Here is an 11,701-nt window from a genome sequence, read left to right on the forward strand (position 1 = left end):
TCGCGGTCGTCGCGCGAGCTTGGCGACAATCTGGCCGGCGTTTTCACGCGCACGCTGCTGACGGAAGAAATCGTCGAGGAGCTGGAAGAAGTCTTGATCCGCGCCGATCTCGGCGTCGAAACGGCGATGCGGGTGGCGGATAAGCTGGCGGAAGGTCGGTTTTCCAGCCGCACCACCGAAGCCGATGTGCGCCGGGTCGTGGCAGGCGAGGTCGAGAGCGTGCTGACGCCGGTCGCCAAGCCGCTGGAGCTCAATCTCGCGCACAAACCGCACGTGATCCTGGTGGTGGGGGTCAACGGCACCGGCAAGACCACGACGATCGGAAAGCTCGCGGCCAAGCTGACCGCCGGCGGCGTCAAGGTGATGCTGGCGGCGGGCGACACGTTCCGCGCGGCCGCCATCGAACAGCTGAAGATCTGGGGCGAGCGGACCGGTGCGCCGGTGATTTCATCGCGCCTTGGAGCTGATGCGGCAAGCCTTGCCTACGAGGCTTTTGCGCAAGCAAAACAACAACATGCGGATGTTCTGATCATCGACACGGCGGGCCGTTTGCAGAACAAGGCCGAGCTGATGGACGAGCTCGACAAGATCGTGCGCGTGCTGAAGAAGCTCGATCCGGAAGCGCCGCATACGATCCTGCAGACGGTCGATGCGACCACCGGGCAGAACGCGATGAACCAGGTCGAGATCTTCCGCAGCGTGGCGGGAGTCAACGGTCTGGTGCTGACCAAGCTCGATGGAACGGCGCGGGGCGGCATCCTTGTGGCGATTGCCGCCAAGCACAAGCTGCCGGTTTATTTCATCGGCGTGGGCGAGCAGGTTGAGGATCTCGAGCCGTTTTCTGCCCGTGATTTTGCGGCAACCATTGCCGGTTTAACCTGAAATTTCGCCGGTTTTCTCCGAAAAACAGCCGAAAAGTTCCGCATTCAGCGCCAAAATTTCCGGTTTTGCCGGACAGATTTCCCGTCAAAGGCATCATCCCATGACAAGCCGCATCCTTGAACGCGCTCCGGGCGATCCCCGGAAGAAGGCGATCAACCCCGCTCTGAAATTTGCGCTGGAGCTGGGACCGGGACTGGTCTTCTTCTTTGTCACTCTTCGCGGCGAATGGCTGGCAGCGAAGTTTCCGATCCTGGCCTCGATCGGCGAGCCGATCCTGATCGCCACCGCCTTCTTCATGGTCGCAACCGCTTTGTCGCTCGCCGTGTCCTGGCTGCTGACGCGCAGCCTGCCGATCATGCCGCTGGTATCGACGGTCGTGGTGTTCGTGTTCGGCGCTTTGGCGCTCTACCTGCAAGACAAGACTTTCGCCTTCATGAAGCCCACGATCATCAACGCGCTGTTCGGAACCGTGTTGTTGGTAGGCCTGGCGTTTCGCCGATCGCTGCTGGCTTACGTGTTCGATTCCGCCTTCGAGCTCGATGCCGAAGGCTGGCGCAAGCTGACGCTGCGCTGGGGCGTGTTCTTTCTGTTTCTCGCCGTGCTGAACGAAGTTGTGTGGCGCAACTTCGCCGAGAACACCTGGCTGTTCTTCAAGGTCTGGGGCACGATCCCCATCACCACGCTCTTCACGATCGCGCAGATGCCGCTGATCCTTCGCCATGAGATCAAACAACCTGCACAAGAAAAACACACTTCTTAAGGCCGCTTAACCGGTATGCATCAAATGCAATGGTGCATTGCAACATAAATCGTTTCGCATAGCGGAGAAGCAGGGCATCCTTGTTTTCAGGGAGGAGCGCAACGACCGGCGCATCGGTCGGACAAAAGGTGCTCCAATGCTGCTCAACGGCCTCATGATCAACGTCCAGCGTCGCCTCGAAAAGCGCGCTCGTTTCAATCGCCTCGCTGCCGAAATCCAGGGTCTCAGCCCGCGCGAAATCCTCGACCTCAATGTCGATCGCACGCAGATGCTGCGTGACCTGCGCCGTGAAATCTACGGCTGACCCCAGGCATCATGACGGGTGATTCAAAGGTTTAAGGCCGCACGCGGTTCACACGCTGCGGCCTTCCTCATGACTAGAGACTAAAATGTAACGGGCGCGATGCCCTGCCGACATCCTTACTGGGTCGGCGTCTTTGTCATCGCAGCTTCGATCGCTGGCATCAGCTTCTTCGATACGCCTTCCGGCGTCAGCGGCCCGACGAACTTGTAGGCGATACGGCCGTCGCGGCCGATCACGAAGGTTTCCGGCACACCATAGACACCCCAGTCGATGCCCTTGCGACCCGACGCATCCACGCCGATCGCGGCATAGGGATTGCCGAGTTCGCCCAGGAAACCGCGGGCATTGTCTTCCTTGTCCTTGTAGTTCAGCCCGACCAACGAAAAGCGCTTGTCCTTTGCCAGTTGGATCAAGGTCGGATGCTCTTCGCGGCACGGCGCGCACCAGGATGCGAAGACGTTGACCAGCGTCACCTTGCCGGCAAAATCGGCGGAGCGAAGGCCCGGCACATTCATGCCGGCGAGCGCTGGCAGATCGGTTTCCGGTGCCGGCGCATCGAGCAGAGCCGAGGGCACAACGGACCCGTCACGGCCCGACATCAGCTGCGCCAGAAAAAAGCCCGCCAAAATCACGAACAACAGAAACGGCAAGAGATAAAGGCCGGTGCGGCGCCGACGCGCCGGTGCCGGGTTGCGGCCGTCTTCGAGCGGCGTGGTCATGACCGGGCTGCTCCCGAAGAGCGACGCCGCACACCTTCGGCTTCCAGCCGTGCCAGTTCGCGTTTGCGGTTGCGCCCGTCGATCAGGATCCAAAGGAGCAGACCTGCTAGCGCTATCGCCGTAATCCCGTAAGCGGCGGCAACATACATCGCGTGGGTCATCGAGTGCGCCCTTCGATGTTTCCCCCTGTGCGCCCTTCAGCGCGACGCGCGGCTATGCGCTGCATGGCCTGAACGCGGCGGCGCCAGATTTCGGTGCGGATCGCCGTCAGATGCAGCGTGAAAAACAGAAGCGTAAAGCCGACAGCCATGATCAGCAGCGGCCACAGCATGGATGGATCGATGGTCGGCCCATCCAGCCGGAACACGGCGGCCGGCTGATGCAGCGTGTTCCACCAGTCCACGGAAAACTTGATAATCGGCAGGTTGATGGCGCCCACCAGTGTGATGATGGCGGCAGCCTTGGCGGCGCGGCTGGCGTCGTCGATCGCGCGGGTCAGGGCGATGATGCCGAGATACATCAGGAACAGCACGAAGACCGAAGTCAGGCGTGCATCCCACACCCACCATGTGCCCCACATCGGCTTGCCCCAGATCGAGCCGGTGGCGAGCGCGAGGCCGGTGAAAACGAGGCCGATCGGCGCGGCGGCCTTCAGCGATACGTCGGCCAGCGGATGGCGCCAGACCAGCGTGCCGAGCGCTGCCAGCGACATCACGCCCCAGCACATCATCGACAACCAGGCGAACGGCACGTGGATATACATGATCTGCACCGTGGAGCCCTGCTGGTAGTCTTCGGGCGCGGCGAAGCTGAGATAAAGGCCGACCACCAAAACCAGCACCGACAACACCGCAAGCACCGGAACGATGCGTCCCGACAGCGCTAGAAAGCGCGTCGGATTGGCGAGCGCGCTGAACCAGCCGACGCCTGCGGGAGAATTGGGCGTACCGGTGGAAGAGGTGGAGGTCGTGTCGCTCATCGGCATGGAAATGGGTGCTGCGTATCGGCGCTGAAGTTGCGGGAACCGGCTCGTTGCATGATCTTGGATAGCATGACCGATCCTAGTCCTGCGCCGCGCGAAGTGCCGCGGCTGCGGAAACCGGACCGACCACGGCGAAAACCAGCGTCAGCGCGCACAGGATCAGGAAGGGCGGCAAAAAGGGCGCGGGATCGGTGACCGACGCATAGCTCGCCGAAACGCCGAAGATCAGCACCGGAATGGCAAGCGGCAGGATCAGCACCGACACCAGCAAGCCGCCGCGCGGCAAGGTGACGGCGACGGCTGCACCCGTTGCGCCGATGAAGGTGATGGCGGGCGTGCCGATCAGCAGGGTCAACGTTGCCGCACCCAGCGCCACCGGCTCCATGTTGAGGAGAACGCCGAGCAAAGGTGCCGCGATCACCAGCGGCAACACGCTCGCGGTCCAGTGCGCCAGGCATTTCACCAGAACGCTCAGCGCCAGCATGTGGCGATCGGAGGCCAGCAGCAGAAGGTCGAGCGAGCCGTCTTCACGATCGGCTTGGAACAGCCGGTCGAGACCGAGCAGCGAAGCGAGCAGCGCGCCGATCCACAGCATGGCGGGGCCGAGGCGCGACAGGAGGTTGAGGTCGGGACCGACGGCAAAGGGGATGGTGGTGACGACGGCCAGAAAGAACAGGATGCCGATCAGCGCGCCACCGCCGGCGCGGATGCCGAGTTTGAGGTCGCGGAGGTAGAGGTCTAGCATTGGGAGAGCTTGAGGGTGGCAAACGCCTCATCCGGTTGAAGCGTGGCATAACCCTCGTAACGCTGCGGCGAGGCACACCCCTCATCCGACCGCGCTTCGCGCGGCCACCTTCTCCCACAAGGGGCGAAGGGAGGGACTGCCGCATTGTGCTCGCTCATCTTGAGAACCGTTCTGCCTGCCGGAAACGTTTCGGTGGCATAGAAGATGCTCCGCCGATTCGAACTGTGGCAATTCGGACTGCGACACACGGACCTCGCAGATAAAAACGCGAATGCTGGTGCAAGCTCTTCCTTCGCCCCTTGTGGGAGAAGGTGGCTTCGCGAAGCGAAGTCGGATGAGGGGTAGGCGTGCCTCACGCCGCAACGCCTCCCTGAAACTCACCCATCACCAAATCCTGCACATCCATCAGCCCCAACGGCCAGTGCGTCGCGGCGATAATGATGCCGCCTGCCGCTCTATGCGCTTCCATCAAACCGGCGAAGCGCTTTTCGGAGCGGGCGTCGAGGCCGGCGGTGGGTTCGTCCAGCAGCCAGATTGGCCGCCAGGTCACCAGCAGCCGTGCGATCGCCGCGCGTCGGCGCTGGCCGGTTGAAAGCACCGCGAAAGGCAGATGGCCGAGGCCGTACAGGCCGACATTGTCCAGCGCTTCTTCCACGGTCTGGCGCGGTTCGCCGGAAAAATCGCGCCAGAAATTGAGGTTTTCTTCCACGCTCAGCGTCTGCTTCAAGCCGTTGTGATGGCCGAGATAATGGCAGGCGGCGGGAACGCTCGACCATGTCTCGCTGGTCGGATCGAGCGCGATTGTACCCTCCGTCAGCGGCAGCAAACCGCCGATCGCGCGCAGCAGCGTCGACTTGCCGGAGCCGTTCGGGCCCGTCACCAGCAAACAGCCGCCTTCGCCCACCTCGAATGAAATATCGGAGAAGATGCGCTCGCCGCCGCGATCCGCGCCAAGATCCCTCGCGGTGATCCGCATGCTCTTTCCTGCACTATCCTGCGAACGATCACGTTCGCATCACGAAATCAGTCTAGAACTCTTCTACGAAATTCTCTATATCCCGGGCAACCACGCCAGCGGTCGGTGTGGGATCTGCAAAATTTGCGCCGAACCCAGCGCGCGAGCCGTCTTTGACCGGCCGGGACGCGAGGAACGGACAGCGGAAATGATCGCACCCGCACCTATGGCGCGATCATCTTGATCCGCGCAGCAGGCGTCCGCTCCTCATCGGCATAAAGAAGTTGAGGACCGACGTGTCGACATCATCAGATAGTTTCAACTGTCGCCGCACCCTGACCGTGGGTGGCAAGGATTATGTTTATTTCAGCCTGATCGAGGCCGAAAAGAACGGTCTCGCGGGCGTTTCCAAGCTGCCTTTTTCCATGAAGGTGCTGTTGGAAAACCTGCTGCGCTTTGAAGATGGCCAGACGGTCACCAAGGAGCACATCCTGACGGTCGCCGAATGGCTGACCAACAAGGGCAAGGTCGAAAGTGAAATCGCTTACCGCCCTGCCCGCGTCCTTATGCAGGACTTCACCGGCGTTCCGGCCGTGGTCGATCTCGCCGCAATGCGCGACGGTTTGGCAGCCCTCGGCGGCGACCCCGAAAAGATCAACCCGCTGGTACCCGTCGATCTCGTGATCGACCATTCCGTCATCGTCGACGAATTCGGTTCGCCTTCCGCCTTTGCCCGCAATGTCGAGCTCGAATATGAGCGCAACGGCGAGCGCTACCGCTTCCTGAAGTGGGGCCAGCAGGCGTTCCAGAACTTCCGCGTCGTGCCGCCCGGCACCGGCATCTGCCACCAGGTGAACCTCGAATATCTCGGCCAGACCGTCTGGACCAAGGAAGAGAACGGCGAAACCATAGCCTATCCCGACACCTGCGTGGGCACCGATTCGCACACCACGATGATCAACGGCCTGGGCGTGCTCGGCTGGGGCGTAGGCGGCATCGAGGCAGAGGCTGCCATGCTCGGCCAGCCGGTTTCCATGCTGCTGCCTGAAGTGATCGGCTTCAAGCTCACCGGCAAGCTGAAGGAAGGCGTCACCGCGACCGACCTCGTGCTGACCGTCGTGCAGATGCTGCGCAAGAAGGGCGTGGTTTCGAAGTTCGTCGAGTTCTTCGGCACCGGCCTGGACAACATGACGCTGGCCGACCGCGCCACCATCGGCAATATGGGTCCGGAATACGGCGCGACCTGCGGCTTCTTCCCCGTTGACGGCGAGACGCTGAATTATCTCAACATGTCCGGCCGCGCCAAGGATCGCATTGCGCTGGTGGAAGCCTATTCCAAGGCGCAAGGCATGTGGCGCGAAGGCGACGGTTCCGACCTCGTTTTCACCGACACGCTGGAACTCGACCTCGGCGACGTCGTGCCGTCGATGGCTGGCCCGAAGCGCCCCGAGGGCCGTATCGCGCTGCAAGACATCGCGTCCGGCTTCGCCACCGCGCTCGAGACCGACTACAAGAAGCCGGACCAGCTTTCCAACCGTTATCCGGTTGAAGGCACCGACTTCGATCTCGGCCATGGCGACGTGGCGATTGCCGCCATCACGTCCTGCACCAACACGTCGAATCCAAGCGTGCTGATTGCGGCCGGTTTGCTGGCCCGCAACGCCGTTGCCAAGGGCCTGACCTCCAAGCCCTGGGTGAAGACCTCGCTCGCGCCCGGCTCCCAGGTCGTTGCCGAGTACCTAGAAAAAGCCGGCCTTCAGAAGGACCTCGACGCGATCGGCTTCAACCTGGTGGGCTTCGGCTGCACCACCTGCATCGGCAATTCCGGCCCGCTGCCGGCGCCGATCTCCAAGACGATCAACGACCGCGGCTTGATCGCCGCCGGCGTTCTGTCGGGCAACCGCAACTTCGAAGGCCGCATCTCGCCCGACGTGCAGGCGAACTACCTCGCCTCCCCGCCGCTGGTCGTCGCTTATGCGCTGGCCGGTTCGGTGCAGAAGGACCTGACCACGGAGCCGCTCGGCACGGGTTCGGACGGGCAGCCGGTTTACCTCCGCGACATCTGGCCGTCCTCGCATGAGGTGCAGGACTTCATCCAGCGTTACGTCACGCGCGAGCTCTATGAGAGCAAGTATGCCGACGTGTTCAAGGGCGACGAGAACTGGCAGGCGGTGCAGGTTCCGGCCGGGCAGACCTATGCCTGGGACGACCAGTCGACCTATGTGCAGAACCCGCCTTACTTCGTGGGCATGGGTGCTTCCGGCTCAGGCATCGCCGACATCAAGGGTGCGCGCATTCTCGGCTTGTTCGGCGACAAGATCACCACCGACCACATTTCGCCGGCCGGTTCGATCAAGGCGGCCTCGCCCGCCGGTGCCTATCTCATGGAGCATGGCGTGGGGGCGGCCGACTTCAACCAATACGGCACGCGTCGCGGCAACCATGAAGTGATGATGCGCGGCACCTTCGCCAACATCCGCATCCGCAACCACATGATGGGTCCGAACGGTCGCGAAGGCGGCTACACGATCCATTATCCTTCGAAAGAAGAGATGCCGATCTATGATGCCGCCATGCAGTACAAGGCCGAACACACCCCGCTGGTGATCTTCGCCGGCGTGGAATACGGCAACGGCTCGTCGCGCGACTGGGCGGCAAAGGGCACCAACCTGCTCGGCGTCAAGGCCGTGATCGCGCAGTCTTTCGAGCGCATCCATCGCTCGAACCTGGTGGGCATGGGCGTCGTGCCCTTCGTGTTCGAGGAAGGCACGACCTGGGCGTCGCTGGGCCTCAAGGGTGACGAGACCGTCACCATCGAAGGTCTCGGCAATGTGCAGCCGCGCGAAAAGCGCACGGCGGTCATCACCTATGCCGACGGCTCAGTGAAGGAAGTGCCGCTGATCTGCCGCATCGATACGCTGGATGAAGTCACCTACATGAACAATGGTGGCATCCTGCAGACGGTGCTGCGCGACCTGGCGGCCTAAAGCAAAACAAAGCGGCCGTCTCGTTGGAACGGCCGCTTTTCTCACGCCGGGCGCACGGCCTCGTGACCCCGGCATGAGCTTTGTCACCGCAACGTGACTTCCCCCTTCAAGCGATCGCCGCCTAACATTTGACGCTCATCCTTGGCGTCATTGAGCAGTTTCGGCTGCAAAGAACCTGTCTGGATCATCGTGAACTTCACCCCCCTCCTAGCCATCGCAACCCTGCTCGTCGCCACCAGTCAGGCGCCGGCTGAACAGGCAAAAGTGCGGGGCGTGGTGGAACTGTTCACGAGCCAGGGCTGCAATTCCTGCCCGAAGGCCGACAAGATGCTTGGCGAGATGATCGGCCACAAGGACATCGTGGCGCTGGCCTATCATGTCGATTACTGGGATTATCGCGGCTGGCGCGACACGCTGGCTACGCCCGAAAACACCGATCGCCAGCGCGATTACATGAAGGCGATGAAGGGCCGCGCCTTTTATACGCCGCAAGCCGTCATCAACGGCCGCGCCCATGTCAACGGCGCCGACCAGTCGGCCGTGGACGAGAAGCTCGCCGAAACGCCGAGCCTGCCGGTTGCCGTTACGGTTCGGAAGGATGGCGACGTGCTGGTGATCGACGTGCCGGGCCAGGACGGGCCGAAGCAGAACGCCCATGTCCTGCTCGTGTCCTATGATGCCGCAAGCCCCGTCACGATCGAGCGCGGCGAGAATGCCGGCCATACCGTCACCTACTGGAATGCTGTGCGGGACATGCAGACCACCGGCATGTGGCATGGCCAGCCGGCACGGTTCGAAATCCCCTTGAGCGAGATCGCCAAGAAGGGCACTGGCGGATGTGCGGTGCTGGTTCAGTCGGTGGATGAGAATGGCAGCCCGGGTGCGATCCTGGGCGCGGCCTCGCTGGAACTCGAAGCGCCTGCTGTGGCGAACAAGAAGTAGCGAACTGAGTAGCGGGTACGAAAAAGCCGGCGCCAAGAACGCGGCACCGGCTTGTGGTACGCTTGCCAGATTCAATACTCGACAGGCCAACGCTCAACAGGAGCGAACATGCTTGGGAGGATTGGTTCGACCCAGCCACGCCCGTGGGCGGGGGGCTTGGGGTACGGATGCGACCGGATCGAACCGTCTCAGGCAACACGGAAATGTTCGCTTCGCTTCGTGGCTCGACCGGGTTGAAGGTTTGGCAAGATTGTGTTCGCTCTTCACCAATTGTTACACGGCCGAAATCTGCGTGATCGCATAAAGCTATCGCCTTCCTTGCAAAGCGGGGCCAACAGGCCCAACTTCCCGAAGACGGCAAAGCAGATGAGGCATGGCAGATGGATTTTGGTCCTGAGGACAAGGGGCAGTCGGCAACGCTGATCCCGCTCGCCGAAGCGCGCAATGCGCGGCTCAACATTCCCGTCACCTTCAACCGGCAGGAGCTCGATCAGATCCTACGCATCTACAGCCGCATGGTGGCGGCCAACGAGTGGCGCGATTACGCGATCGACCACATGAAGGATCAGGCGGTGTTTTCCGTGTTCCGCCGCGCCAGCGAAGTGCCGCTGTTCCGCATCGAGAAGACACCGGCGCTCGCCCGCAAGCAGGGTGCTTACTCGGTTGTCGCAGCCGGCGGTGTCGTTTTGAAGCGCGGCCACGAACTGGCGACGGCGCTGAAAGCCTTCGACCGCACGCTGAAGCTGGCGGAAGCCTAAGCACCCTCGCGATAGCGCCGCTCGGGCACGGATTGCGGGTCCGGAGGCAGCGTGTTGCCGCCGTTGAGCGGCAGCTGCATGATTAAAGTGTCCAGCCAGCGCTCATGCTTGTAGCCGGAGCCGGTCATGGTTCCGCATAGGGTGAAGCCCATCGCGGTATGCAACTTTACCGAAGCGCTTGCAGGCGTCGCGTCGCCGATCACTGCCACCACCTGCCGGAAACCGCGCTGCGTGCAATCGTCGATCAGCGCCTGCATCAGCAAGCGCCCGAGCCCACGGCCCTGCGCGTGCGGGGCGAGATAAACCGAGTTTTCCACGATGAAGCGGTAGGCGGCGCGGGCGCGGAACGGGCCGGCATAGGCATAGCCGAGCACCACGCCGTCTTCCTCGGCCACAAGGTAGGGGTATTCGGCTGATGTGATGGCGCGGAAGCGCGACAGCATTTCCGCCTGATCCGGCGCCGGCTCCAATTCATAGGTCGCCGTGCCGTTCACCACTGCATCGTCGTAGATCGCGGTGATGGCAGGAAGATCCGCTTCCGTGGCCGGCCTGATCGTGGTCATGCTTTGTATCCTCGTCACCAAAAAGAAAATGGCCGCATCGCGGGGAAGCGATACGGCCATTTGATCTGTCTGGCTAGAAGCCGAGGCTGCCCATGCAGCCCGTCTTCTTATTCGGCGGAAGCGGCAGCAGCCTCAGCAGCAGCGGCCTTCTCGGCAGCCAGCTTCTCGGCGGCAGCAACCTTCTCGGCTTCAACGCGGGCGCGCTCGGCATTGGCTGCTTCGCGGGTTGCGTCATTCAGCTTGCGGGCGCGAACGCTGGTGTTCTCGACGATACGAGCCGACTTGCCGCGACGATCGCGCAGGTAATAGAGCTTGGCGCGACGGACCTTACCGCGACGCACGACTTCCACGCCTTCAACCATCGGCGAGTAAACCGGGAACACGCGTTCCACGCCTTCGCCATAGGAGATCTTGCGGACGGTGAAGTTTTCCTGGAAGCCGGAGCCGGAGCGGGCGATGCAAACGCCTTCATAGGCCTGGACGCGGGTACGCGTACCTTCAGTCACGCGGACCAGAACGCGGACGGTGTCGCCCGGCTGGAATTCTGGCAGCGTGCGCTTGGCTTCGATCTTCTGGGCCTGTTCGGCCTCGAGCTGACGGATGATATCCATCGGGTCATACCTCTTCTTGTTCTTCCGACTGCCAGAGCGCCCTGCACTCACCGTCCAGTTCAAAGACCGTCCGGCTATGTCACCCTGTTCTTGAACAGGTCGACAGGGGCGATTTCACCGTCGATCGTTGACGGGCATGAGGACAGAGTCCGCATGGTGGCGCGCCAATACACTGAAACAACGGGCTTGTCACCCGCCTTGAAGCAGTTCCAGCAAAAGTGTGGTGCGGTTTTGCGTTCGGAACTGTGCGGGATCAAAGCTGGGCCTTTGGCTTCGACTTCTTGCCCGTTTTCGGCGGGGTATAGGCAGCATAAAGATCGGGCCGGCGCGCGGCCGTCAGCTGCTCGGCCTTGCAGCGCCGCCAGGCCGCGATCTTTGCATGATCGCCCGACGTGAGCACGGCCGGGATCGGCATGCCCTCGAACTCGGCCGGGCGCGTGTAGTGCGGATGTTCCAGCAGCCCGTTCTCGAAGCTTTCTTCGTCGCCCGACAA

13 protein-coding genes and 1 pseudogene are annotated in these 11,701 nt (G+C 62.3%); 6 read left to right on the plus strand and 8 right to left on the minus strand.

What is annotated here, in order from left to right:
- From ftsY to RTX98_RS17070, 3 genes are all read left to right on the plus strand, one after another.
- Positions 1–882: signal recognition particle-docking protein FtsY (gene ftsY, locus RTX98_RS17060; RefSeq protein ID WP_312798011.1), on the plus strand; the 882-nt coding region annotated here is incomplete at its 5' end.
- A gap of 100 nt (positions 883–982) precedes the next feature.
- Positions 983–1,642, plus strand: a complete 660-nt coding sequence (locus RTX98_RS17065; protein ID WP_312798012.1) for a septation protein A — start codon at positions 983–985, stop codon at positions 1,640–1,642.
- Positions 1,643–1,778: 136 nt separating this feature from the next.
- Entirely contained in the window at positions 1,779–1,946 is a 168-nt protein-coding gene (locus RTX98_RS17070) for a hypothetical protein (RefSeq protein ID WP_312798013.1), read from the plus strand.
- A gap of 116 nt (positions 1,947–2,062) precedes the next feature.
- Here RTX98_RS17070 and RTX98_RS17075 read toward each other — a convergent pair whose 3' ends face one another.
- The 5 genes from RTX98_RS17075 to ccmA all read right to left on the minus strand — a co-directional run bounded on the left by RTX98_RS17075 (position 2,063) and on the right by ccmA (position 5,368).
- Positions 2,063–2,665: a DsbE family thiol:disulfide interchange protein gene (locus RTX98_RS17075; protein WP_312798014.1), complete on the minus strand. Its 603-nt coding sequence runs from the start codon at positions 2,663–2,665 to the stop codon at positions 2,063–2,065.
- On the minus strand, positions 2,662–2,826 hold the full coding sequence (ccmD, locus tag RTX98_RS17080; RefSeq protein WP_312798015.1) for a heme exporter protein CcmD: 165 nt from the start codon (positions 2,824–2,826) through the stop codon (positions 2,662–2,664). The genes RTX98_RS17075 and ccmD overlap by 4 nt, the downstream gene beginning before the upstream one ends.
- Positions 2,823–3,644, minus strand: a complete 822-nt coding sequence (locus tag RTX98_RS17085; RefSeq protein ID WP_312798016.1) for a heme ABC transporter permease — start codon at positions 3,642–3,644, stop codon at positions 2,823–2,825. The genes ccmD and RTX98_RS17085 overlap by 4 nt, the downstream gene beginning before the upstream one ends.
- 82 nt (positions 3,645–3,726) lie before the next feature.
- On the minus strand, positions 3,727–4,392 hold the full coding sequence (gene ccmB, locus RTX98_RS17090) for a heme exporter protein CcmB (protein WP_189504962.1): 666 nt from the start codon (positions 4,390–4,392) through the stop codon (positions 3,727–3,729).
- A gap of 352 nt (positions 4,393–4,744) precedes the next feature.
- A complete protein-coding gene (ccmA, locus tag RTX98_RS17095) occupies positions 4,745–5,368 on the minus strand; it encodes a heme ABC exporter ATP-binding protein CcmA (protein WP_312798017.1) in 624 nt (207 codons plus the stop codon).
- Between the two features lie 275 nt (positions 5,369–5,643).
- Between ccmA and acnA the strand changes: the two genes are divergently transcribed.
- From acnA to RTX98_RS17110, 3 genes are all read left to right on the plus strand, one after another.
- Entirely contained in the window at positions 5,644–8,334 is a 2,691-nt protein-coding gene (gene acnA, locus RTX98_RS17100) for an aconitate hydratase AcnA (protein WP_312798018.1), read from the plus strand.
- A gap of 189 nt (positions 8,335–8,523) precedes the next feature.
- Positions 8,524–9,276 (plus strand): DUF1223 domain-containing protein, encoded by a 753-nt coding sequence (locus RTX98_RS17105; RefSeq protein ID WP_312798019.1) that lies wholly within the window; start codon positions 8,524–8,526, stop codon positions 9,274–9,276.
- Positions 9,277–9,656: 380 nt separating this feature from the next.
- On the plus strand, positions 9,657–10,034 hold the full coding sequence (locus tag RTX98_RS17110; protein WP_189506006.1) for a DUF2794 domain-containing protein: 378 nt from the start codon (positions 9,657–9,659) through the stop codon (positions 10,032–10,034).
- On the opposite strand, the gene RTX98_RS17115 is transcribed toward RTX98_RS17110, so the two are convergent.
- From RTX98_RS17115 to RTX98_RS17125, 3 genes and pseudogenes are all read right to left on the minus strand, one after another.
- Positions 10,031–10,597, minus strand: coding sequence for an N-acetyltransferase family protein (locus RTX98_RS17115; protein ID WP_312798020.1), 567 nt, complete (start codon positions 10,595–10,597; stop codon positions 10,031–10,033). The genes RTX98_RS17110 and RTX98_RS17115 overlap by 4 nt on opposite strands.
- Positions 10,598–10,704: 107 nt before the next feature.
- Entirely contained in the window at positions 10,705–11,208 is a 504-nt protein-coding gene (gene rplS / locus RTX98_RS17120; RefSeq protein WP_312798021.1) for a 50S ribosomal protein L19, read from the minus strand.
- 253 nt (positions 11,209–11,461) lie between these two features.
- Positions 11,462–11,701 (minus strand): annotated as a pseudogene (locus RTX98_RS17125) (tRNA (guanosine(37)-N1)-methyltransferase TrmD); the annotation flags it as partial.

This window comes from Tianweitania sp. (genome assembly GCF_032053605.1).
Lineage (GTDB): Bacteria > Pseudomonadota > Alphaproteobacteria > Rhizobiales > Rhizobiaceae > Tianweitania.